The organism is uncultured Clostridium sp. (genome assembly GCF_963515715.1).
Taxonomy (GTDB): domain Bacteria; phylum Bacillota; class Clostridia; order Clostridiales; family Clostridiaceae; genus Clostridium_AW.
This window is the reverse complement of record NZ_CAUPZS010000006.1, coordinates 1-25,152: the sequence shown is the minus strand read 5'-3', so window position 1 is coordinate 25,152 and position 25,152 is coordinate 1. Positions and strand designations below refer to the sequence as shown.

General features: G+C 30.3%; 24 protein-coding genes, 1 other RNA gene and 2 pseudogenes. 25 read left to right on the top strand and 2 right to left on the bottom strand.

From position 1 onward, the window contains the following. Window positions 1–61: 61 nt before the first annotated feature. From RYO54_RS06510 to RYO54_RS06470, 9 genes are all read left to right on the top strand, one after another. Window positions 62–460: a cytidine deaminase gene (locus RYO54_RS06510; RefSeq protein ID WP_315117020.1), complete on the top strand. Its 399-nt coding sequence runs from the start codon at window positions 62–64 to the stop codon at window positions 458–460. Between the two features lie 9 nt (window positions 461–469). Beyond that, on the top strand, window positions 470–1,351 hold the full coding sequence (gene era, locus RYO54_RS06505; RefSeq protein ID WP_315116855.1) for a GTPase Era: 882 nt from the start codon (window positions 470–472) through the stop codon (window positions 1,349–1,351). Window positions 1,352–1,377: 26 nt separating this feature from the next. Further along, complete coding sequence (gene recO / locus RYO54_RS06500; RefSeq protein ID WP_315117018.1) at window positions 1,378–2,124, top strand: DNA repair protein RecO; 747 nt, start codon at window positions 1,378–1,380, stop codon at window positions 2,122–2,124. Then, the gene (locus RYO54_RS06495; RefSeq protein WP_315116853.1) at window positions 2,125–2,667 is read left to right on the top strand and encodes a DUF4342 domain-containing protein; all 543 of its coding nucleotides are present in this window, start codon (window positions 2,125–2,127) and stop codon (window positions 2,665–2,667) included. A 200-nt stretch (window positions 2,668–2,867) separates the two neighbouring features. Continuing rightward, window positions 2,868–3,512 (top strand): helix-turn-helix transcriptional regulator, encoded by a 645-nt coding sequence (locus RYO54_RS06490; protein ID WP_315116851.1) that lies wholly within the window; start codon window positions 2,868–2,870, stop codon window positions 3,510–3,512. 43 nt (window positions 3,513–3,555) lie between these two features. Continuing rightward, window positions 3,556–6,189: a pyruvate, phosphate dikinase gene (gene ppdK / locus RYO54_RS06485; protein ID WP_315116849.1), complete on the top strand. Its 2,634-nt coding sequence runs from the start codon at window positions 3,556–3,558 to the stop codon at window positions 6,187–6,189. 301 nt (window positions 6,190–6,490) lie between these two features. Next, on the top strand, window positions 6,491–6,655 hold the full coding sequence (locus tag RYO54_RS06480; RefSeq protein WP_315116847.1) for a hypothetical protein: 165 nt from the start codon (window positions 6,491–6,493) through the stop codon (window positions 6,653–6,655). A 27-nt stretch (window positions 6,656–6,682) separates the two neighbouring features. After that, on the top strand, window positions 6,683–7,255 hold the full coding sequence (locus RYO54_RS06475; protein WP_315116845.1) for a hypothetical protein: 573 nt from the start codon (window positions 6,683–6,685) through the stop codon (window positions 7,253–7,255). A 26-nt stretch (window positions 7,256–7,281) separates the two neighbouring features. Beyond that, window positions 7,282–8,889, top strand: coding sequence for an SPFH domain-containing protein (locus RYO54_RS06470; protein ID WP_315116843.1), 1,608 nt, complete (start codon window positions 7,282–7,284; stop codon window positions 8,887–8,889). A 222-nt stretch (window positions 8,890–9,111) separates the two neighbouring features. On the opposite strand, the gene RYO54_RS06465 is transcribed toward RYO54_RS06470, so the two are convergent. Continuing rightward, window positions 9,112–10,176, bottom strand: coding sequence for a CotS family spore coat protein (locus tag RYO54_RS06465; protein ID WP_315116842.1), 1,065 nt, complete (start codon window positions 10,174–10,176; stop codon window positions 9,112–9,114). Window positions 10,177–10,323: 147 nt separating this feature from the next. On the opposite strand from RYO54_RS06465, the gene RYO54_RS06460 reads away from it, so the two are divergent. From RYO54_RS06460 to RYO54_RS06410, 11 genes and pseudogenes are all read left to right on the top strand, one after another. Beyond that, complete coding sequence (locus RYO54_RS06460; protein ID WP_315116840.1) at window positions 10,324–11,352, top strand: deoxyguanosinetriphosphate triphosphohydrolase; 1,029 nt, start codon at window positions 10,324–10,326, stop codon at window positions 11,350–11,352. A 226-nt stretch (window positions 11,353–11,578) separates the two neighbouring features. After that, window positions 11,579–13,342 (top strand): DNA primase, encoded by a 1,764-nt coding sequence (gene dnaG, locus RYO54_RS06455; RefSeq protein ID WP_315116839.1) that lies wholly within the window; start codon window positions 11,579–11,581, stop codon window positions 13,340–13,342. Window positions 13,343–13,363: 21 nt separating this feature from the next. After that, window positions 13,364–14,428 (top strand): RNA polymerase sigma factor RpoD, encoded by a 1,065-nt coding sequence (rpoD, locus tag RYO54_RS06450; RefSeq protein WP_315116837.1) that lies wholly within the window; start codon window positions 13,364–13,366, stop codon window positions 14,426–14,428. 67 nt (window positions 14,429–14,495) lie between these two features. Further along, window positions 14,496–15,380: a PH domain-containing protein gene (locus RYO54_RS06445; protein ID WP_315116835.1), complete on the top strand. Its 885-nt coding sequence runs from the start codon at window positions 14,496–14,498 to the stop codon at window positions 15,378–15,380. 19 nt (window positions 15,381–15,399) lie between these two features. Next, entirely contained in the window at window positions 15,400–16,089 is a 690-nt protein-coding gene (locus tag RYO54_RS06440; protein ID WP_315116834.1) for a class I SAM-dependent methyltransferase, read from the top strand. Continuing rightward, entirely contained in the window at window positions 16,080–16,895 is an 816-nt protein-coding gene (locus tag RYO54_RS06435) for a Nif3-like dinuclear metal center hexameric protein (RefSeq protein ID WP_315116832.1), read from the top strand. Before RYO54_RS06440 ends, RYO54_RS06435 begins: the two co-directional genes overlap by 10 nt. A 79-nt stretch (window positions 16,896–16,974) precedes the next feature. Further along, an RNA gene (gene rnpB, locus RYO54_RS06430) (RNase P RNA component class A) lies at window positions 16,975–17,323 on the top strand. A 528-nt stretch (window positions 17,324–17,851) separates the two neighbouring features. After that, window positions 17,852–18,067 (top strand): hypothetical protein, encoded by a 216-nt coding sequence (locus RYO54_RS06425; protein WP_216437866.1) that lies wholly within the window; start codon window positions 17,852–17,854, stop codon window positions 18,065–18,067. Between the two features lie 4 nt (window positions 18,068–18,071). After that, window positions 18,072–18,377 (top strand): spore coat protein, encoded by a 306-nt coding sequence (locus RYO54_RS06420; protein ID WP_315116828.1) that lies wholly within the window; start codon window positions 18,072–18,074, stop codon window positions 18,375–18,377. A 214-nt stretch (window positions 18,378–18,591) separates the two neighbouring features. Further along, window positions 18,592–18,897 (top strand): hypothetical protein, encoded by a 306-nt coding sequence (locus RYO54_RS06415; RefSeq protein WP_315116826.1) that lies wholly within the window; start codon window positions 18,592–18,594, stop codon window positions 18,895–18,897. Window positions 18,898–18,958: 61 nt separating this feature from the next. Then, window positions 18,959–19,426, top strand: a pseudogene (locus tag RYO54_RS06410) (manganese catalase family protein); the annotation flags it as partial. 372 nt (window positions 19,427–19,798) lie between these two features. On the opposite strand, the gene RYO54_RS06405 reads toward RYO54_RS06410, so the two are convergent. Next, the gene (locus tag RYO54_RS06405; protein WP_399549140.1) at window positions 19,799–20,617 is read right to left on the bottom strand and encodes a DUF2935 domain-containing protein; all 819 of its coding nucleotides are present in this window, start codon (window positions 20,615–20,617) and stop codon (window positions 19,799–19,801) included. 164 nt (window positions 20,618–20,781) lie between these two features. Between RYO54_RS06405 and RYO54_RS06400 the strand changes: the two genes are divergently transcribed. The 5 genes and pseudogenes from RYO54_RS06400 to RYO54_RS06380 all read left to right on the top strand — a co-directional run bounded on the left by RYO54_RS06400 (window position 20,782) and on the right by RYO54_RS06380 (window position 25,002). Next, complete coding sequence (locus RYO54_RS06400; protein WP_315116824.1) at window positions 20,782–21,228, top strand: hypothetical protein; 447 nt, start codon at window positions 20,782–20,784, stop codon at window positions 21,226–21,228. A gap of 385 nt (window positions 21,229–21,613) precedes the next feature. Then, window positions 21,614–22,129 (top strand): hypothetical protein, encoded by a 516-nt coding sequence (locus RYO54_RS06395; protein WP_315116822.1) that lies wholly within the window; start codon window positions 21,614–21,616, stop codon window positions 22,127–22,129. Window positions 22,130–22,270: 141 nt separating this feature from the next. Then, a pseudogene (locus tag RYO54_RS06390) lies at window positions 22,271–22,486 on the top strand (helix-turn-helix transcriptional regulator). A gap of 334 nt (window positions 22,487–22,820) precedes the next feature. After that, the gene (locus RYO54_RS06385) at window positions 22,821–23,405 is read left to right on the top strand and encodes an ATP-dependent Clp protease proteolytic subunit (RefSeq protein WP_315116821.1); all 585 of its coding nucleotides are present in this window, start codon (window positions 22,821–22,823) and stop codon (window positions 23,403–23,405) included. Window positions 23,406–23,682: 277 nt separating this feature from the next. Continuing rightward, on the top strand, window positions 23,683–25,002 hold the full coding sequence (locus RYO54_RS06380) for a hemolysin family protein (RefSeq protein WP_315116819.1): 1,320 nt from the start codon (window positions 23,683–23,685) through the stop codon (window positions 25,000–25,002). Window positions 25,003–25,152 lie beyond the last annotated feature (150 nt).

Genomic DNA, 25,152 nt, shown 5'->3' with positions numbered 1-25,152 from the left:
ATAAGAGCAAATTTTGGTAGGGCTATACACTTAATTAAAGGGGGATTATGAGATGGAAAATATAGATTTCAAATTATTAATACAAGAAGCTTTAAAGGGAAGAGAAAAAGCCTATGTACCCTATTCAAATTTCAAAGTTGGGGCTGCAATATTAACAGGTAGCGGTAAGATATATAATGGATGCAATATAGAAAATGCTTCCTATGGTGCTACTAATTGTGCAGAAAGAACTACAATTTTTAAAGCTGTATCGGAAGGAGAAAAGGAAATAAAGGCTATAGCAGTAGTTGGAAGTTTGGAAGAATATACTTTCCCATGTGGAATATGTAGACAGGTAATGAGTGAATTTGCAAAGGAAGACACTCCTGTTATAATAGCAAAAAATGAAGATGAATTTATAGTAAACAGACTAGATGAAATATTACCAGGTTCTTTTACAAAAAAAGACTTGATAAAATAAGGAGGAAATATGTATAAATCAGGATTCGTAACTATAGTAGGAAGACCAAATGTAGGAAAATCAACACTTTTAAATAAAATAATGAATGAAAAATTATCAATAGTATCAAGTAAGCCTCAAACAACTAGAAACAATATACAGACCATATTGACAGGAGAGGATTATCAGATTGTCTTTGTCGATACTCCAGGTATGCATAAACCAAGACATAAGCTTGGAGAATATATGGTGAAAGTAGCAGAAAAGTCATTAAAGGAAGTTGACATAGTGCTGTTCTTAACCACCCCTGAAATGGAAGCAGGAAAGGGAGATTTGCATATTGTTGAAGAACTTAAAAAGACAAATACGCCAGTTTTTCTAGTGGTAAATAAAATAGATGAAAATCCCCATGAAAGAGTTGCAGAAACCTTAAAAAATTACTCTGATATTATGGATTTTAAAGAAATTATACCGATTTCAGCTATGAATGGTAAAAATGTAGATAAATTAATAGAACTTATGAAAAATTATATTCCAGAAGGACCACAATATTATCCAGAGGATATGATAACTGATCAACAAGAAAGATTTATAGTCGGTGAAATAATAAGAGAAAAAGCATTAAGACTATTAAGTGAGGAAGTTCCTCATGGAATAGCAGTGGAAATAATGACTATGAAAAAGAACGAAAAGGGTACATATGAAATAGAAGTCTATATGTTATGTGAAAAAGATTCTCATAAGGGAATAATAATTGGTAAAAATGGAAGTATGCTTAAAAAGATATCTCAGTATGCTAGGGAAGATATAGAAAAGTTTTTAGGTACCAAGGTGTATTTAAAAGTATGGGTTAAAGTCAAGAAGGATTGGAGAGATAGTAAATTCATGCTTAAAGAGCTTGGATATAAGTAGAAGGAAAAAAGTTAGGAGATGATTTTCTGTCTACCTTTAACACAAGAGCTATAGTAATAAAAACTCAAGATTATAAGGAATACGATAAGATTGTTTGGCTGTACAGTGAGAAGCTAGGTAAAATTTCTACTATAGCCAGGGGAGCTAAAAAAAATAGAAGTAAATTTTTTTCAAGTACTCTACCATTTTGTTATGGAAATTATCTATTTTATAGAGGAAAAGGCATGTATACTCTAAATGAAGGAGAGATTATAGAGTCTTTCCAAGGGTTACTTATGGATTTAGAGACAATAACCTATGCAACCTATTTTTGCGAGCTGATTGATATCGCTGTTCAAGAGGAAGAAAGTAATAGAGAGTTATTTAAAGATTTAGTAACTGCCTTTTATCTTATGAAAAATGAAGCTAGTGATTTACATACCTTAGCTAGGATTTTTGAAATTAAAATATTAAAGGCTACAGGATATGATTTGAATTTTCAAAATTGTACTATATGTAAAACTAAAATATCTTCATCCAATTATATGGATTTACGATATCTAGGTGGAATTTGTGACAATTGTGAAAAAGAAAATGGAATAAAAATAAGCAATGGGGTATACAACATATTAAAATATTTAAGTCAAATCCCTTTAGAAAAAAGTTATAGAATAGTTATTCCAGATAATTTAAAAGAGGAAATTTATAAAGTGCTAAATCTTATAATATGTCAAAATTATTTTAGAAAACCTAAGAGTTTAGAAACTCTTAATCTTTTAAAAGGAGTGAAATAAATGAGTGAAATTACTATTGAAAAAATTGATATTATCAGAGAAAGAACAAAGGTAAGCTATGCTGAAGCAAAAGAAGCTTTAGAAATGTGCGATGGAAATGTTGTAGACGCTTTAATTTATGTAGAGGAAAATAAAAAGAAAAAAAGAGAAGAAATGTACATAAGTAAAGATGAATTCATTGCATGGATAAAAGATTTAATAAATAAAGGAAATGTAAATAGAATAAAGATTAAAAAGGGAGATAAGGTGATAGCTGATATACCAGTAAATGCTGGAGTAGCTGTTACAATAGCAGGACTTTGGGCTTCACCATTAATAGCATTGGCATTATTTGCTGCGGCATTGACTCAGATAACTATTGAAATCACAAAAACTGATGGCAGTGTTGAAGTAGTAAATAAAATAATAAAGTCTACTGTAGATGATGTAAAAGAAAAGGTTCAGAATAAGTTTAATAATGATGATCGTGGTATAGATGAAAATAATATGTATACTTACTCAGTTGATTTTGAAGAAGTAGATAAAGAAGATGAAAATAAATAATCCATAGTCAGCAGTCTAAATCTGCTGGCTATAATATTATGATTCCATATAAAACACAAAAGTTAGCATACTTAAGAAAATGAGACATATTATGTAGCAGATTTAAAATAAATACTCATAATGAGCATAAAGTGCTATACTATTTACTTCTATATGATGATATAATAGTATATATTTGAAAAATAATATTTGAAAAGAGGGTGAAAAAAATCAAACTATCAGAGAGACAAGAACAAATAATTGAGCTAGTAAAAGATAATGAGCCCATTACCAGTGAGCAACTAGCATCTAAATTAAGTTTAACTAGAGCTGCATTAAGACCAGATTTAGCTATACTTACTATGACAGGAATATTAGATGCAAAACCTAAGGTAGGATACATATACTCACGAAAACCCTCTTATAGTGCAATTAATGAATATATTAAAAATATTAAGGTTGAAGACATAATGTCGAAGCCTGTGGTAGTTAGTGAATCAACTACCGTTTATGATGCCATATTAGATTTATTTTTACATGATGCAGGGACATTATTTGTTGAAAATAATGGATTACTAGTTGGTGCTACCTCAAGAAAAGACTTTCTTAAGTTTGCCATGGGAGGAACTGATATGCATAAGGTGCCAATCGGCATCATAATGACTAGAATGCCAAACATAATCGTGGTTCATAAAGATGAGCCTGCTTATGATGCTGCATGTAAAATTATTGAACATGAAGTGGATAGCTTGCCAGTTGTAGATAATGTAATGGATGGCAATAGAATAGATGGACTAAAGATAATTGGAAAAGTATCAAAAACAAACGTAACAAAGTTATTTGTAAAAATGGGAAAAAATTCATAACTGTATATCTAAATATATTCTCAAATGGAAGGGATGTTGGACTATGGAATCTATTAAATATGTTTATCTTTTTGAAGAAGGAAATGCTACAATGAGAAACTTATTAGGGGGAAAAGGTGCTAATTTAGCTGAAATGACTAATTTAGGTATTCCAGTTCCACAAGGATTTACTATTACTACAGAAGCTTGTGCAAAATACTATGAAGATAGTAAAAAAATTTCAGAAGATATTAAAGTTCAGATATATGAAGCTTTAAATAAATTAGAGGATATGACTGGTAAAAAGTTTGGAAGTGTAGAAAATCCTCTATTGGTATCTGTAAGATCTGGTGCTAGAGCATCTATGCCTGGAATGATGGATACTATATTAAATTTGGGTTTAAATGACCAAGCAGTTATAGCTTTAGCTAAGCTAACTAATAATGAAAGATTTGCTTATGACTCTTATAGAAGATTTATACAAATGTTTTCTGATGTAGTAATGGGAATGGATAAAAGAAAATTTGAAGATGTATTAGATCAGGTTAAAGAGGAAATAGGAGCTAAATTTGATACGGATTTAACAGCAGGTGATTTAAAAGAAGTAGTTAGAAAATATAAGATAATCTATAAGAAAGAAATAGGAGAAGATTTTCCACAGGAACCAAAGAGACAGTTAATAGAAGCGGTTGATGCGGTGTTTAGATCTTGGAATAATCCTAGAGCTATAGTATATAGAAGATTAAATGACATACCAGGAGACTGGGGAACTGCTGTAAACATTCAAAGCATGGTATTTGGAAACATGGGCCAAACCTCAGGAACAGGTGTTGCCTTCACTAGAAATCCAGCTACTGGAGATAATGAAATGTTTGGAGAGTATTTAATAAATGCTCAAGGGGAAGATGTAGTTGCGGGAATAAGAACCCCTCAATCCATATCAAAACTTAAAGAAGATTTACCAACATGTTATGATGAATTCCTAGCCATAGCAGATAGGTTAGAAAAACATTATAGAGATATGCAGGATATGGAATTTACTATAGAACAGGGTAAATTATACTTTCTTCAAACAAGAAACGGTAAGAGAACAGCTCAAGCAGCATTAAAAATTGCAGTTGATCTAGTAAGTGAAGGGCTCGTTGATAAAAAGGAAGCTATGCTAAAGGTTGATCCTAAGCAATTAGATACACTATTACATCCAACCTTTGATGAGAAAGAATTAAAAAGTGCTAGGGTAATAGCAAAAGGACTTCCAGCTTCTCCAGGAGCTGCTTGTGGAAAAGTATATTTTAGTGCCGAAGATGCAAAAGCACACAGTGAGCTAGGAGAAAAGGTTATTTTAGTAAGATCAGAAACATCTCCTGAAGATATAGAAGGTATGGTGGTAGCAGAAGGAATACTTACAGTTAGAGGGGGAATGACTTCTCACGCTGCTGTTGTAGCAAGAGGCATGGGAAGATGTTGTGTTGCTGGCTGTGGAGATATAAAGGTTAACGAGGATGATAAAAACTTTGAAGCAAATGGTGAAATATATAACGAAGGAGATTATATTTCATTAGATGGAAGCAGTGGCTTTGTATATGGACTAGCAATAAAGACTGTTGAACCAGAAATAAGTGGTCACTTTGGAACATTTATGTCTTGGGCAGATGAAATAAAAAAATTAAAGGTTAGAACCAATGCAGACACTCCAAGAGATGCATCCCAAGCAGTGAAATTCGGAGCTGAAGGAATAGGTTTGTGTAGAACAGAGCATATGTTCTTTGATGAGGAAAGAATCTTTGCAGTAAGAGAGATGATAGTAGCAGAGAATGAAGACCAAAGAAGAAAAGCTCTAGAAAAGCTACTTCCAATGCAAAGAGAAGACTTTGTAGGCATATATGAAGCTATGGAAGGAAGACCAGTAACTATTAGATTACTTGATCCACCACTACATGAATTCTTACCAACAGAAGATGAAGACATTGCAGAATTAGCTAATGATTTAGGAATAAGCTTCCAAAAGTTAAGATTTAAAATAGAATCTTTAAAAGAGTTTAATCCTATGATGGGGCATAGAGGATGTAGATTGAGTATATCTTATCCAGAAATAGCAGAAATGCAAGGAAGAGCTATAATAGAAGCAGCTATTGAAGTAAATAAGAGACATGGTTACAATATGGTTCCAGAAATCATGATCCCATTAGTGGGAGAAATAAAGGAATTAGCATTTGTTAAAGATGTAGTTGTAACTGTGGCAGAAGAAGTAATTAGAGACTCAGGTGTAGAGTTAGAATATAAAGTAGGTACTATGATAGAAGTACCAAGAGCGGCTCTAACAGCTGACCAAATAGCAAAAGAAGCAGAATTCTTCTCCTTTGGAACAAACGATTTAACACAAATGACTTTTGGTTTCTCAAGAGATGATGCTGGTAAGTTTTTAAATAATTATTATGACAAGAAGATATATGAGTTTGATCCATTCCAAAAGTTAGACCAAGAGGGAGTTGGAAAGCTTATGGAGATGGCAGTAAAACTAGGAAGATCAGTTAAGGATGATTTAAAACTTGGAATATGCGGTGAGCACGGTGGAGATCCTTCTTCAGTAGAATTTTCACATGCAATAGGATTAGAATATGTGTCCTGTTCACCTTATAGAGTTCCAGTTGCAAGACTTGCAGCTGCTCAAGCACAAGTAAAGAATCCAAGACCATAAAATAATAAGAAAAATAGTATAAGCATAGCCTGAAAATCCTTATGCACTGGGCATTTAAAGCTATCTATACTATAAAAAGTATAGGGTATTGTAACTTAATTTCATTAGTGATTTTAAGTGCAATACCTTATTTTTATTAAAAATTTATATTTTGGAGCAGAATTTTAAAAGAAAAACAGTTATTATGGAATACTTTTTGAAATAGTTATGGAGCATTTCTGTGGTGCGAGTGAGATTAGAGCATAAGGGTGTAAGCAATTAATGTACACAAATAAAATTAATATAAGTAAGATATATTAACATGGAATTTAGGAAAAGCATTTTTGAGCAAAAAGAGAATACAAAAGATGTTTTTGATATTACTAACTTTACATACAATAATTGGGATGATATACTAAAATTAATATTTGAGGAACCAACTATTGAAGATGTAGGGGATGTGGAGAGAATGGGCATTAAGAAATAAAATAAGGGGTTGGGATATTTGGTGAGCATGAATTTATTAAAAAGGATATTAGAGATATGTTTATTCATAGGTTTCATAATTCCTTTATTAGACATCGTATTAGGCACAACTACTTCATTAATTGATTTAGATTTTGATGTTGACATAGATCTTGATGGACTTATTCCATTTAATGTAATGTGTTTTTCATTTGCACTAATAGTATTTAGTTCACTTGGATTATTTTTAATGAAGTTTATGACTAACACTATAACAGTTGTATTACTACTAGGAGTATCTTTAATAGCTTCAATAATAGCATATATATCTATATATAAGTTTATAGTACGTAAATTAAAATCAAATGATCCCAGAGCATTAAAATCCAGTGATTTAATAGGTATGGTGGGTATTGTAGTATTAAGAATAACACCCTTTAGTGATGGCGTTATATCATTAACAGATAGTACAGGAGCTATTATAACTTATAGAGCAACATTAAGTGCTTATGCAGGTATCGAAGGTGAATATGTTATAAACCAAGGACAAGAAGTAATAATATCAGATTTTGATAGTGAGAAAAAAATTTGTTACGTTATATTACCAAAAGGTAAGCAATAAAAATTAAATAAATGGGGGGTATATCAATGGCAGAGGTTATTTTTGGTTCAGTATTTGGAACAGTTGGACTTATAATAATTGGATTAATACTAGTCCTTGCTGGAATATTGAGTACATGGAAAAAAGTTCCTTCAGACAAGGCGGCAGTAATTGTAGGTTTTGGAAAACCTAAAGTAGTAACTGGTGGTGGAACAGTTGTAATACCAGTAGTACAGAGAATAGATACAATTACTTTGGAAAATATTATGTTTTCAGTGGAGATTAGGCAAACAAAGACAGCGTTAGGGGTTACGATTAATGCTGAAGGTGTAGTAGTTATAAAAGTAAAGAATGATGAGAGTAGCATATTAGCGGCAGTACAGCAGTTTAATAGTAACAAAGAAGCTGAAACAGTTAGTAATATAAGAACACAAGCATCTGAGGTATGTAAAGGTAAACTTCGTGAAATTGTATCATCAATGAGTGTTGAAGATATATACAATGATAGGGAAAGTTTTGCGGCTAAAGTTCAGCAAGTAGCAGGAACTGAGCTTGGAGATATGGGATTAGAGTTAAAATCATTTACTATAAATGATATTACAGATGATGAGGGATATATAGAGGCATTAGGTAAAGAGCAAATAGCTAAGGTGAAATCAGCGGCGGCTATAGCTGAAGCTGAGGCAGACAAGGAAAGAGAAATAAAAACAGCTGAAGCGGCTAAAGAAAAGCAAATAAGAACAGCTGAAGCACGTAGAATAGGTAAGCAAGCAGAATTAGAGGCTGAAGCTCAGGTGGCAGAGGCAGAGAAAAATAAACAATTAAAAATTCTAGCATACAAGAAAGAGCAAGAGGGACTGAGAGCTGTATCTGACGCGGCTTATCAAATTCAATCTAATATAACATCCAAAGAAACGAAGGGTACTGAAATGGATGCTACGCTTCTTGAGAAGCAACGTGATAAAGAAATAGCTGAAGCTGAAGTTCAAATAGAGATTGCATCTGAGCAAAGAAGAATAGAACTAGCGGAGAAAAAGGCAGAAAGAAAACAAGCAGAATTATTAGAAACAGTTGTTAAACCTGCTGAAGCAGAAAGAAAAAGAAGAGAATTAGAGGCAGAAGCTAATAAGTTTGAACAGTTAAAGAAAGCTGAGGCTGAAGCTGAGAAATTGAGATTAGAGGGAGAGGCACAAGCTAAGGTTATAGAGTCAAGAGGTTTAGCAGATGCAGATGCTATAAGAGCTAAAGGTTTAGCTGAAGCAGAAGCTCTTGAAAAGAAAGCTGAAGCGCTTGCTAAAATGGATGAAGCAGGTAAATTACAGATGGTTATTGAAAAATTACCAGAGATTGCAAAAGCTGTTGCAGAGCCATTATCAAAGATTGGAAACATTACTATTATAGGTGGTTCTGGAGAGGGTTCAGACGGTGTATCTAATGTAATGGGTTATACAGTTGGAGCACTTAAAGCAGTTACTGAAGCAGTTAAAGAAACTATAGGATTTGATTTAACTGATGTTATGAAATCAAATACAATTAAAGCTAAAACTGATAAAGAGATTAAAATTGATATTCAAGGATTACCTAAAAACACCAATGAAGCTTTAGAAAAATATAATAATGCAATAAAAGATATGAAAGATGGTAGTGAAGAATAGAAATAAGAAATAAAACTTAATAGTTTAGAGTTAATAGTTGATAGTTGGAAATTGATAGTGATAATAAATGATAGAATTTTTATAGGAAAAATTCTTGTAGTTGATAAAAGCTTTTGGGTAATACCAAAAGCTTTTATTATAATGTATTTTCATAAGGAAAATACACTCATTAATTTTCAATTCTCCACTCTCAATTCTCAATTTAAAAAATCAAAGTTTTTTTTACAATTTAACATTAAATCTTTCTTCAATATACTTACTAAAACCCATCACAAATTCTAATTGTTTATCGTTGTTTTCTATGGCTTTATTTAAAATTTTGATAAAGGATTTTTTATTACATTTATTAATATTTTTATAATAGTCCCTAGATATCTTCCAATATTTTTGAGGGAAACCTACGTATACTAAAAGATATTTATATTCATCCAAGGTTAATGGCTTAACACTTTCATATGCATGAATACAGTTTAACGCTAATTGTACATTCCAATTGGTTTTATCTCTCCTTAAAAATCTTCTCATGAAATATCCGATATCATGAACGCAATAATCAATTTTACATTTATCAAAATCTATTACCCATATGTTACTTTCAGTGTCAAAAATTATGTTTTTATTAACGTAATCAAGATGACATAAAGAGGTGCTAAGATTAGAGCTATCGATTGTAGATCCAACGTTTAATGAGGCTTGAGCCATTAGTATATTTGTATCAAAGTTTTGTAAAAATATTTTTGAAAAATTATCTTTATAATTAAAAGCAAGATTAGAACAGTTTAAAAGTTGATGAAAGCGCTTTTGAATAGATCTGTGAATATCATCTTTTCCATATCGTACATAACTCCCTTTTATAGGAGAGAAGTTTTTACCACATAAATGCATTAAAGCTAAGTTTTTGGCAGAAACTAAAACATGTTCTTCTTTGTCATAATCGCATTTTTCCCCTTGTATCCATGGGGTTAATATAAATAACATACTATTAAATTCCACGTATCTATTCCTATCTAAAGTAGGTAATATTTTTGGTACATTAATACCATATCTATAAAACCATTCGATGGAGGAGTAGACAAAGAGAAGTTGATCTAGTGGAAAATAAACTTTTTTTAAGCAATAGCTTTCATCTTTTAAGTATATCTTATAAACGGCTCTTTGCTTATCTGTGTCTTTAAATTTAATCTGAGTAACTGAAAAATTCTCGAGACCATAATAAGGTAGAATGTACTTTTTTATATTTTCTTCAGCTAATATATTAATATTATATTTTCCTGCCGCAATAGGCATATGAACACTCCTTATCTTAGTTTTCTCTTTATAATCATATTAATTAATTTTTAATATTATACATGTACTTATGAATATATTTAGAATGGGAATATTAAATAAAGGATTTTTTACTTAAAATATAGAATAGATAATGTGGTGATGGTTATGGAAATAAGAAAGAAAATCGAGTATAATGAGGAATTGAGTTTAATTCCTCAGGCTTCTAAATCTGCAAATTCACTAGGAAGAAAGACAAAAGAAGTAGAGGACGAGATAAGAACTACTTATATGGTTGATAGAGATAGAATAATTCATAGTAAATCTTTTAGGAGATTAAAACACAAAACTCAAGTTTACATAAAAACTTGGGGAGATCACTATAGAACAAGATTAACCCATACTTTAGAAGTAGCACAAATAGGAAAAACCATAGGAAAAGCCATAGGATTAAATGAAGATTTAATTGAAGCAATTGCCCTTGGGCATGATATAGGTCATGTAGCTTTTGCACATAATGGGGAAGAAGTATTAAATGAGCTACTTCCAAATGGTTTTAAACATAATGTAAATAGCGTTAGAGTGCTAACTAAAATTGAAAATCAGGGTAGAGGGCTTAATTTGACCAAAGAAGTTATTGACGGTATATTAAATCATAGCGGTTTTTCTAGAAATAATAAAAAGGCTTTCACTCTAGAGGGGCAGGTAGTAAGATATAGTGATAAAATTGCTTATGTAAACCATGATATAGATGATTCTATAAGAGCAGGACTTTTAAAAAAAGAAGATATACCAAATTATGTATTAGATATATTAGGCAATACCCACGGTGAAAGGATAGACACATTAGTAAAAGATTGTGTCTATACTACTATAAATAATATAAAAAGTAGAAATATAGAAGTATCTTTAAGTGAAAACGTAGAAAAAGCTTTAAGGGATCTAAGAGATTTTATGTTTTCTTATGTATATAAAGGAGCTATACTAAAAGAAGAAAGGGATAAAGCTAAGTTTGTGTTAAGACAGGTATATGAATACTATTTAAAATATCCTCAAAAGATGCCAGATTTCTATAGGACTATAGTGGAAAAGGAAGGACTCCATCAGGGAGTAGCAGATTATATAGCAGGAATGAGTGATGATTATTGTTTACTGCTATTTAATAGTATATATGTGCCCAAAATTGTAATATATTAGTTATAAATAGAATAATTACTAAGGTAATATGGGTAAAATAAATTTAATTGATAAATTATAAAATAATCTGATTTTGAAGGATATTTTAATTTTATAAAGAATATATATTTATGATAATCTTACTAAAGAAAATAATTTGAAATAAAGAAGGATTTTTAAATTATTTGTCGAATAAAATAAAACTTGGTAAGAAATTATATAATTGAAGGTTAGGTGAATTGTGTAAATGATATCGGAAGATGTCATTCAAAAGGTAAAAGAGTATAACAATATAGTAGACATTATTTCAGAAACTGTTAGACTTAGAAAGTCAGGAAAATACTATACAGGATTATGTCCATTTCATAATGAGAAGACTCCATCCTTTACTGTTACTCCAGATAAACAGATATATAAATGCTTTGGTTGTGGCGAAGCTGGAAATGTAATAACTTTTATTATGAAGACCAAAAATTTATCATATGTGGACGCTATTAAAATGTTAGCAGATAGAGCGAATATAGAAATAGAAGACAGTAGATCCTCTATTACCGATAACAGCAGCAAGCTTTATAAGATTAACACAGAAGCGGCTAGATATTTTTATTACAATTTAAGAAAAAATAAATCAGCTATGGATTATTTAATCAAAAGAGGGTTGAGCTCTAGAACAATTAATAGGTTTGGACTTGGGTATGCATTGGATTCATGGGACTCACTTTTAAAGCATTTAAAAGGAAAAGGATATACTGAATTAGATATGTTATCAGCAGGACTAATATTAAAAAATAAAAATGATAGGTATTATGATAGGTTTAGAAATAGAATCATATTTCCAGTGTTTGATTATAGGAAGAAGGTAATTGGTTTTGGAGGGAGAGTTATGGATAACTCAAATCCTAAATATTTGAACTCTCCAGAGACCTCGATATTCAAAAAAGGAACAAATCTTTATGGCATAAACTATGCAATTGAAAATAATGATGAAAAAATGTTTATAATTGTCGAAGGATATATGGATTGTATTTCCCTTCATCAACATGGAGTGAAAACAGCCGTAGCTTCTTTAGGCACAGCTTTCACCTCTAATCAGGCTAAGTTATTAAAAAGATATGCAGATAAGGTTGTTATAGCATATGATGCTGATTCAGCGGGGGAAAAAGCCACTTTGAGAGGATTACAAATTCTAAAAGAAGAAGGATTTGATGTAAGAGTACTTTCTATACCACAGGGAAAAGATCCTGATGACTTTATAAAGAATAACGGTAAAGAAGAGTTTTTGACATTAGTAGAAAGATCAATGGAACTAGAAGATTATAAAATAGAAAAAGCAGCTAAAGGATTAAATTTAAAGAATCCTAATGATGTTGCAAAATATGCAGAAATTGCTTTAGATATAATAAGAGATTTACAACCAGTAGAAAAAGACATCTATATAAATAAGCTTTCACAAGAAACTGGCATACAAAATCAGGCTTTATATGATTTAATGAATAATAAATTACAGAAAGATGGCAATAATAACGATTTAATGAATAGTAATGAATTTTTTGGAAATAAATATTATTTAGAACCAGTTTATGTAAAATGTGAACGAACTTTGATTAATATAATGGTAAATAATGAAGAAATGAAAGAATATATACTAGAAACATTAAAAGAGGAATATTTCATTTCACAAAAGAGGAGAGAAATTTATAAATTTGTATTAAGAAATTTGGATAGGAATGAAGAGGAAATTGGTACTTTGATAGAAAGTGAATTTATGAATTACAGTATTATAGAAGAATGGATAAAAATCAAGGAAGTTAATGTTATAGATGAAGATTGCGATTATAAGTTATTGATAGATGATTATGTAAGAGAATTGAAAAAGCTTAAATCAGATCAAAATAAAAAAGAAATTATAGAAAACATAAAAAAGCTAGAATCTGAAGGAAAACTTAAAGAATCATTAGAGTTAGCACAACAGCTTTTTAATATCCAAAAACAGTTGGATGGTATGCAGTAATAGGTAAGGAGGCATTTGTTAATGAAAGATAAGGGTGCAAAGATGCAACTAGTAAAAAAACTAATTGAAAAAGGTAAGAAAAGTGGAACTCTTACATATAAAGAAATAATGGATGAACTAGATGAAGTGGATTTAAGCCCAGATCAGATAGAAAAGGTATATGAAGTTCTAGAATCCATGGGAATAGATGTAATAGGAGATATGCAGGATGCAGAGGTTCAGGAAGAAGAATTAGATTTATCCGTACCTGAAGGCATAGCAATAGATGACCCTGTAAGAATGTACTTAAAGGAAATAGGTAAAGTTCCTCTTTTATCCTCAGATGAAGAAATAGAATTAGCAAAAAGAATCGAAGATGGAGACCAAGTAGCTAAGAAAAAATTAGCTGAAGCAAACTTAAGATTGGTTGTAAGTATTGCTAAAAGATATGTAGGTAGAGGAATGCTTTTCTTAGATTTAATTCAAGAGGGTAACCTAGGATTAATAAAGGCTGTAGAGAAATTCGACTATAGAAAAGGATATAAATTTAGTACATATGCTACTTGGTGGATAAGGCAGGCTATAACAAGAGCCATAGCGGATCAAGCAAGAACTATAAGAATTCCAGTACATATGGTGGAAACTATAAATAAATTAATAAGAGTATCAAGACAGCTACTACAAGAACTTGGAAGAGAACCAATACCAGAAGAAGTAGCAAAGCATATGGATATGCCAGTTGATAAAGTAAGAGAAATAATGAAGATAGCTCAAGAACCTGTATCTTTAGAAACACCTATAGGGGAAGAAGAGGATAGCCACTTAGGAGATTTCATACCAGATGATGACGCTCCAGCTCCAGCAGAAGCAGCAGCCTTTACAATGCTAAAAGAGCAGCTTATAAATGTATTAGATACTTTAACTCCAAGGGAAGAAAAAGTCCTTAGATTAAGATTTGGCTTAGATGATGGAAGAGCTAGAACTCTTGAAGAAGTAGGAAAAGAATTTAATGTAACAAGAGAAAGAATAAGACAAATAGAAGCTAAGGCTTTAAGAAAATTAAGACATCCAAGTAGAAGTAAAAAATTAAAGGATTATTTAGATTAGAAGCACCGCCTGGTGCTTTATTCCATAAATAAAATAATCATATATGAATGTATGTAAAGGTGATACTATGGAAAGTTTTAAACAAATTAAGGGCAAGGGACTGCCCTATATTATAGGAGAGACTATTTTATACAACTTGTTCATTATAATACTAATATTTTTAATAGATTCTTATGAATTATCAAACCTGCTTAAGGTTACTCTAATTGTAATAAATATATATGAGTTGCATTACATGTTATTATACAATAATTTAATATATATAATAGATGAAGAAAAAATATGTATAGAAGGTATTTTTGGACTTAAAAAAGATATTATTAAAATAGATTCTATATTAGGATATCAAAGAACTAAAGGAGATATAAAGGGCATAAAATTATATGGATATGGTAAGACTTATTTTGCTTTAGGAAAATCCATAATAGACAATTTGGGTGTAGCAAAAATGTATGTAACTTCAAATAAGGACATTATTTATATTAAGACAGAGGATATGATTTATGGCATATCTCCTGAGGATATTGATAGATTTGAAAAGTGTCTTTTGAATAAAGGGATAAAGTCTACAACTTGGGATTATTCTATTAAAAGGAATGGAAATTTGCATAAAGATAAAAAATTTTTACTCCCATTAATAATTACTACTATAATAATTGTGATAGTGACATTAACTCCTTTTGTTTTATATTTATTAAACAAATTACCAGCAAAGATACCTTTAAGCTTTGATGCTAATTTTAATCCAGTAAAAATCGGTACAGGAAAACAGTTTGCATTTAAACAAATGACTTACGGTGTTTTAAATATGGCATTATTATTTTGTATGTACTATGTATGCTATTTTTATGCTAAATATGACAAAAAGTCAGCTTATAAATTTATGTATATTCCACTATTGGTGGCATTAATATTTCTAATAATTCAAGGTAAGATATTATTTACTTTTTAGCATGGAGTTGTTTTAAAATATGGATATAAGTATGAGATTGAAGACTATGGCCAATATGGTAGACAAATGCTGTTGTTGCGCAGATATTGGAACAGACCACGGATATATTCCTATATACCTCATAAAGAAAGGAATATGCGAAAGAGCAATAGCTTCAGACATTAATAAAGGACCCTGTGACAAGGCGAAAAGAAACATAAAAAGAGAAGAACTAGAGGATAAAATAGAGTGTAGAATAGGTGGAGGGTTTACCACCATAAAAGTTGGAGAAGCAAATGTAGCTATTATAGCAGGTATGGGTGGTAATCTAATTAGAGATATAATAGAAGAAAAAATAGAAGTATTTAAAAATTTAGACTATGCAATAGTACAACCAGTACAAAACCCTGAAGTGTTAAGAGAGTATATATATTCTAAAGGTTACACTATAATTGAAGAGGAATTATGTTTTGAAGAAGGAATATATTATGAAATAATTAAAATTCAATATGATAATAAAATTAAAAAGGTGGACAGTATTTTTTATGAAGTTAGCCACTATCTTGTTCAGAACAATCATTCACTCATAAAAGATTTTATTTTAAATAAGATTAATAAATATAATAAAGTACTAGGCTATATAAAGGAAGACACTGAGGGTGCTAGAATAAAAAAAGATGAAATTAGTAAGAAAATATGTAAGTTAAAGGAGTTGATAGCATGTCTTTAAAAGTTAAGGACTTAATGGATATAATGGAAGACTATGCTCCTTTGAAATATAAGGAAGACTTTGATAACGTAGGATTAATGGTTGGAGACCCAGAGTGCGAAGTAAAATCAATATTGGTAGCTCTCGATTGTACTTTAGATGTAATAGAAGAAGCGAAAAAAAAGGGTTGTAATTTTATACTTACTCACCATCCATTGTTATTTATAAAACCTAAAAATATAACTACAAAAACATTGCAAGGGAAAAAAATAATAGAGTTAATAAAAAATGATATAAATCTATATTCAAGTCACACAAACTTAGACTCAACTGTAGATGGATTAAATGACTTAGCTATTAAACTCTTAGAATACGATCAGTGGCAAATAATAGATGATAAAAATCCATGTGAAGTAGGGAAAAATAAAGTAGGAATAGGAAGAATAGTAGATTTAAAAGCTCCATTAACATTAGGAGAATTGTGTAATAAGATTAAAGAAACTTTTGGCATATCCACATTGAAATACTCAAGTGAAGAAGAGATTATCATAAAAAAGTTAGCCTTAATAAACGGTAGCGGAAGTGATTTTATCTATAAAGCAAAGGATATGGGAGCGGACTGCATAATTACAGGGGACACTACTTATCATTATGCAAGCGATCTAGCTGAAGAAGGTGTAGGCATAATAGATATGGGACATTTCGAAAGCGAGTGGCCAGGGATGAAAATAGTAGGAAACTGGCTTGAAAATAAAATTAATTTTAATGGATATACTAATAAGGTACATATATCAGAAAAAACTGTTCCACCATATAAGTATATATAGAGTATATTTACAGAAATTACAAGTAAATTTTTCGATAAATGTTTGCAATTTTTTATTTAATATGATATGATAATTTTTGCGAGTAAGTCAGACAGTCGCTGCTGTGGAAACACAGGAGAGGAAAGTCCGAGCTCCATAGGGCAGGGTGCTGGATAACCCCCAGTCAGGGTGACCTGAAGGAAAGTGCAACAGAGATATACCGCCATAGAGTAATCTATGGTAAGGATGGAAAGGCGAGGTAAGAGCTCACCAGCGCAATGGCGACTTTGCGGCTATGTAAACCCCACCTGGAGCAAGATCGAATAGGGAAGCATAAACAGGGATTGCCCGTCCCGCTTCCGGGTAGTATCGCTTGAGCCTATTGGTAACAATAGGCCTAGATAGATGACTGTTTAATACAGAACTCGGCTTATAGATTTAGTCGCACAAATTGTGTAAAGCACTCACTGAACGGTGGGTGTTTTTTTATTTTGCCAGTCTAAAATATCTCTTAGCTTTTTCTGTAGCTTTCAGTTGCATTTCTTTATCCGATGACTACCATCCGTAATACTCCCATCTTCCACAAGTGGGAGATATTAGTAGAACTCTTGAGCTTCAGCGATTTAGAGTTCTTATGCTGTGCATAACGGATGCTACGTCCCTGGATAAGTTCTTCCCCTAAAGGATAAGGATTTCTAAGAAGCAAAGCTTCTAAGAACTCTCTTAATAACCTTCAGTTGGAGTAAGTAATTCCTTTTAAGCAAACTCCATCTGAAGCTAAGAATCACTTGATTAACATGAGCGTAAGTATTTAAAGCTGTATTAAGTGAAGATATAGAAACTATGCAAGAGTTAATGGAGCAATTAAACAGAAATAATATTCATTTAATTGGATAAATTTCACATGATTATTAACTTGCTAAAAATCACATAATATAACCATATACATATAAATTATATTTAGTGGAGGTAAGAATATGAGAAAACTTTCAGAAGTAGAAATGTTATCTTTAGCATCACTATTGAAGATGGAACAAGATGGATTAATTGTACAAAAAGCAGTAAATGCACTAATAACAGATGAAAACTTGAAAAGACAAGGTGAATCTAGCGCACTAGCAGCAGAGGGTAGAATAAAAGGATTACAACAATTTATTAATGAAAATCAAATATCAGTTCCAGAGGAGGTATAATAGAATGGCAAATTTAATTGGAAATCTAATTAGAAATAAAGTTGATATTAATGATGATGTTATTTCTACAGATATGCTTGCTTCTGGGAAAGTTGCAGCTGATGCATATCTTAATGCTACGTTAACAAGCAGTACTCCAGAATTGAGAGCTATATATTCTGCTGGTTTAAATCAAATAGTCGGAGGACATACTGCTCTCACAGAACTAGCTGTAAATCGAGGTTGGGCTAAACCTTACAATTCACCTGCACAACAATTGACTGATACCTATAATGAATCAAAAACTATAATTAATCTAACTGAAAAATAGTATAAAGTAAAATTTGTTATAAATATTTTAAAAGAGCCATGTTATGAGCTCTTTTTTAATGCACAGAATACTTATCCGCAAGATATTATGTATAATGTGAACGATAAACACTATACATAATGTTTATATCAATAATTATAATAATAAATCGAGCGAATGGTGAAGGAGTGTCTGCTAAAATGTAGAAGTTTCTATGTTGGAAGGGGGTGGGATTGTGGATATAGGTGTTGAAGTAAGTACAATTATAAAATTAAATCAAACGGTGTTGGATAAAATTTATGGTGCTTTTAGTGATGCGTTAAATGAAATAGAGAAGAATGGTTTTGAGGTACAAAATAACACAATATTTTATTCAGATTTAAATGCTGTAGTAGACCGTGTATACAGTATAAATATTCCGTTATCAGTAGTATTTAATGAAATAAGAAGTCCGGAAGATAATAAAATACAGTTAGATGATATAGACACCAAGATAAAGAATATAATAAATCAATCAATAATCAAAGAACTAACTTTATAAGGATTACAAGCCTTACAACTGATCTGACCCCAAAAAGTTAGACAAATATTTATTTAAGCAACTGGAGATGGTAGCACAAACTATCAACTTATTAAATGGTCATGATGTAAATTATGAAACAGTAGGAACCGGAGAAATTGAAATCCATGTATTATCAGGATTGGCACCAGTATTAATTAATTCTTCTGGAGCTCCATGGACAGCAGATTATGTAACTGTTACAGGAGACATAGTAGCAGATTTACTTTCAAATATAGCTTCTGAACAAAGAGCTAAAGTTGTATATGAATATCTATATCGTCAAATAAATGATAAATATGTACGCGAAACAATTGATTTTTTATTAAATAGAGAAGAAGCTCATAATGCTTTATTTAGAGAAGCATTGAATAAAGTTAAAGATACCGCATCTAATAAAGATTTCGGGGTAACAGAAGATTCAAAACTATATTTTGATTTATCAACACCAGGTAATTTTTTTGAAGCACCTAATCCAACAGAACCATCCTTCTCTAATCCAAGAAAATAATTAAAAAACTATGCCAATACACATTAAAAGTATTGGCATAGTTTTAAAATTTTATATTTTTTAGAAGGTGAATAATTAAAAATTTCTTAAATATATGTGTTGTTAAATAAAGCAATAAAAGCTTGTGGAGGCACAGTATTTATACTTTGTTAATTTTAGGAATGCAAATTAATAACTATTAGAATATAAGGAGTTCAGATTTTATAAATATTTAAACTTTTATAACTCTAGTTTAATCCAAATGAAATAGATATATTCGAGGTAAAGTATGGATTTTAATTTAATTAATAAAAGTTATATTTAAAAGCTTAGAAAAAATGAACTAAGCGTAGACAGTATTTTAATATACTATTTACGCTTAATTTTAAAATATTATTCTTTGATTCTTGGTTTGGTTGGATCACAATCTGGATGCTTTACTTTAGAAGTTTGGGATAGCTTAGTTTGGTAATAGCATTCCTCCCTATACATATGATCAGGTACAAGTGGATCTAAAGTTCCTAATATTTTCTTTTCCAATATGTTTAATTTTAAAATTTTTAAGAACTCCCTAAATGTATCCATTTCAGTGTCTGCACATTCATTGAGTCTATCTAGTGCAGGAAATTCACATAGTCCTGTTCTCATATATCCTTTGAATTCTATAGCTTTTAAGTATAAATCGCGAAAAGTTTTAGAAAATTTATTGCTTAATTTAATTAAATCTTTTTCAGTCATATCCAGAGATGAAGAGATTGAACTAGCATGACCTGATCCATCAGGTAACCATAAAAGGTGATAATGTATAGGATTGAATAAGGCTTTTTCTTTATTCACAAGACAATTAAGTACATTTAAGTATTCATCAAGTTCATTAACCATATGATTAACAAAGGTTGGAGGTAAATTAAAACTAATTTTTCCACATATCTGTTGTGAAAGTATATATAGTTTAAAACTCCTCAGTTCTTCAGCCGCATTATATGCAGCTTTAGTTAATTCCATTAAATCTTTAGGTGATAAATCTTTTCTAGCTTTATCTAAAAGTTCGTCAAATAAACATTTAAAATAATCTGCTTTTTTTATTAAGTTTGGTTCTGTAGAAGGGAGTGCATTAATTATAAAGCGTGCATGATCTCCTAAAATTTGTAGCCAAAAGGAATTTTCAAATAATAAGCCATTTTTTAATAAATCATCTTTATAAATATCCAAAATAGACCTCCTAAAATATGTTTATTGCATAATTAATTGTATGTTGTATTTTTAAAAAATATCATAATTATTACTTCCAAGTCCTTACAATAATCTATATACTTTGTTAATATATAGGTATATAACAAAACTATAATTAGAAGCTATTTACGAGGTGATTGTACATGTGTATAAATATAATAAGTGAACCAATATATGAATGTTATCAATTACTTATAGATTTTGCTTTTAAAAAAAGTAAAAGGTTTCTTTTTCATATACCGTATCGTTTGAGGGCGGATGATAGTGTATTTAGCTTATTTGATGAAATGAAGAAGCACCTTATTGAAATAATACCATCGAACAGTTTTTCTCATACAGAGTATACAATAGGAGAAGTATATGTTTTTGAATGCAATGATGAGACAAATTTGATAATAAGGAATAGAGTTACTAGTTTATTTGATTGGAGACTTCCTAAACTTCCAGAAGATTTAAGTTTTATAAATGAAAATGATGATGTATGGTTTGGAACTATATCTCATGAAAAAATGGGGTGGATTACTGAATGTAATAATACAGAAAAAGAATATTTAAAAAGTATCATAGATATTGATTTTAAAATACGATGAGAGAACAAAATAGATAAAATTATAAAAAGACAATTTAAAAAGCATACCAGTACTTTTGATGTGTACTAGCATGCTTTTTTAAATTTTATGTCTATTTTAAAGGTGAATTGAAGGTGTCTTTATAGTAATATATTCACAATTAATATATATGTTACTAAATAAGACAGTAAAAATTATAATTAAAATGTGCAATGCATTATATCAGTAACTTCGTTGTTGAATAATTAATCGATTTATCCAACATTTAACGAAGTAACCTATATATTGTTTCAGATAACTACATACACTATATGGAAATTTGTGTTATAATTAGCATATGGGTAATTTATACTTTAGTACGTAATTATAATTTAATACGAAGTAAAGATTGAGAGGATGATTAGAAGTGAAGTTGAAAAATAGATTTTTATTATGTATAAGTTTATTATTTTTAATAGTCCTTATTAGTGGTTGTGAAGCAAGGCGTGAGGAAAAAGATATATACGATGACAATGATGAAATCGTACAACAATGGGATAGTTTCTCTTATAGAAAAAGAACAGATAAGGAAGACTCTAATGATAAGATTGATTTTAAATATAGTGGATTTTACGGAACAGATACTATTTGGCATTTAGAATCAGAAGAAGATGGTGAAATTACATTTAAATATAATTCAACAGTTAATAACGGTGATTTTAAAGCAGTTTTAATCAGTCCTAAAGAGGAAATAAAAAATATATTAATAGGAAATGAAGAGGATGAAAAAACTATAAAATTAGAAAAAGGAAAGTATATTTTTAAAGTTGTTGGAAGAAATGCAAAAGGAAAAGCTGAAATTTCTATTGATAAAAGTCAAAATGTTGATATAACAAAAATAATAAGCGATAGTATGTTCACAACCTTTTCATATGTAAATTAAGGGAAGTCACAAAATGACTTTCCTTAATAATTGTCATATTGTTTTCAAAGTTGTAAGTTTCTACATAGGCAATTTGTTGTACGAAATAGAGGGCCCAGGATTAATTTGTTTTATAGACCCCTTAATTAAAGGGATTTTCTTATGGATGATGAGTTAGTATTAAAAAATAGACTGAAAGTGGCTCGAGCGGAAAAATCCATGAATTAGACTCAGCTGGCGGAACTCATTGGGGTATCCAGACAAACCATCAGTGCCATTGAAACTGGTCAGTTCAATCCTTCTGCAAAGTTGGCTTTAATTCTATGTATTGCTTTGGATAAGAAATTTGAGGAGCTCTTTTATTTTGAAGAGGATTAGGTATAGAACTTAGTTGAAATCAGCAATCTGGGAATATGGGAGTTTTCTTATCAAGTGATTTTTAGCTTCAGATGGAGTTTGCTTAAAAAGGAATACTTACTCCAACTGAAGCTTAGAAGAACTTATCCAGGGACGTGGCATCCGTTAGGGAGTATTACGGATGGTAGTCATCGGATAAAATACAACTAAAGATTAATAACTAATCTGATATTTTTATTCCTTTATTAACAATTTTTGGTTTGTTGTGTTATAATTAGTTAAATTAAAAATAGTTGATGATAATTATATTGTTATCATTGGATTTAAATATATGAATTGATAGGAGGATGATATCATGAACAATCAAGAGGAAAAGCAAGAAAAAGAAAATTCAAGTTTAGTGCAAGAAAAATTATTGAAATCTAGATCAATCATAATTTCTGGAGAGATCAATCAAGCTTTAGCAGAAAAAGTGACTACACAACTCTTAATTCTACAAGAAATGGGAGATGAACCAATAAAATTATTTATCAACAGCCAAGGCGGTCATGTGGAAGCTGGTGATACAATTCATGATATGATTAAGTTTATTAAACCACGTGTTATTGTAATTGGTACTGGTTGGGTTGCAAGTGCTGCTATTACAATTTATCTTGCAGCTGAAAAACAAGATCGTTATTCTTTACCAAATACAAGGTATATGATACATCAGCCATTAGGTGGAGTCAACGGTCAAGCCACAGATATTGGTATTGAAGCAAAAGAGATATTGAGAGTGCGTAAGAGAATTAATAGCATAATCAGTGAAGCTACTGGCCAGTCCTTAGAAAAAGTAGAAAAAGATACAGATAGAAATTATTGGTTAAGTGCACATGAAGCAGTTGATTATGGAATAGTAAATCAAGTTATTTCAAAATATGATGAACTAGCGAATCTATAATTTATTACTGTATTAGTCTATACATAATAAACATAGAATAACAAGCCTTTGAAGAGCATCCCATTAAGTAGATACAGTTAAAAAGACTGTTGTAAAATCTACTTAGTAGGGTGTTTTTTATTTTACAATTCAATTTCATAGTTAAAAATATATATAAAACATATAGTAAAGAGATTAAACGTTAATAATAATTAAAATATTTGTAAAAGCATGAAAAACTGAAATAATTATGGTATTATTATAAGAATAAAATATTTTTATTTGGAGGTAAGTAATAATGGAAGTAGAACCCGACCCTGCGAATATAACTTCGCAACTAATATTAATAGCCATTTTAACATTGATGAATGCATTTTTTGCTTCAGCAGAGATGGCAATAGTATCACTAAACAAAAACAAAGTAAAACTTCTTGCAGAAGAAGGGAATAAGAGAGCGAAATTATTAATAAAACTAATGGAGGAGCCAACTAAATTTTTATCTACTATACAAGTAGGAATAACCCTTGCGGGATTCTTTTCTAGTGCTTCTGCAGCTACTGGAATATCACATGATTTAGCACTATATCTAAATAAGCTTAATATTCCTTATAGTGGACAAATATCCTTAATTGTTGTAACTATTATATTATCATACATAACATTGGTTTTTGGAGAATTATTTCCTAAGAGGGTAGCACTGCAGAAGTCAGAGACTATTGCAATGTTTTCTGTGAGGCCTATAATGTATGTATCTAAAATAACTGTACCATTTGTAAAATTACTTTCAGCATCAACCAATGTTTTGGTTAGATTAGTTGGGCTTGATGGAGAAGGTTTAGATGAGAAGGTATCGAAGGAAGAAATAAAATCAATGGTAGAAGTTGGACAAGAACATGGTGTTATAAATGAAACTGAAAAAGAAATGATAAATAGTATATTTGAGTTCGATGATAAATTAGCTGATGAAGTAATGACACCAAGAACTGAAGTATACTTAATTAATATAAATACTCCTTTAAATGAATACTTAGATGAATTAATAGAGGAAAGATACTCAAGAATTCCCGTATATGAGGGAGATAGCGATAATATTATAGGTATTCTCTATATGAAAGATTTCTTTATTGAATCCAGAAAGCGTGGCTTTGAAAATGTAGATATCAGAAGTATATTACGTCCTGCATATTTTGTGCCAGAAACTAAGAATATTGATGAGTTATTTAAAGAACTTCAGGCTACAAAAAGACATATGGCGGTATTAATAGATGAATATGGTGGATTCTCAGGAATAGTCTCTATAGAAGATCTTATAGAAGAAGTTATGGGTAACATAGAGGATGAATATGATGATGACGAGCCGGAAATAAAAAAAATTGATAGTAATACTTTTTTAGTTAATGGATTGCTTGCAATAGACGAACTAAATGATTATCTTCATATAAATCTAGATTCTGAGGAACAAGATACTGTTAGTGGATTTTTAGTGAATTTATTGGGGAAAATACCTAATAACGGAGACCAACAAATTATAGAACATGACAATATTGTATTTAAGGTTGAAGAGGTAAAAGAAAAACGTATAAGTAAAGTAAAGATTTGTGTTCAAGGAGATGCATAGTCCTCTCTTTTAAAGTATGAAATATTTAAAAATATATTTGTAAAATATAAAAGAAATAAATCAAAAGCGACAGGATTCAACACCCTGTCGGGTTTTATTAAATTATTATAATTATTAAAATATTTTACACTCAATTTTACTCAAATAAGT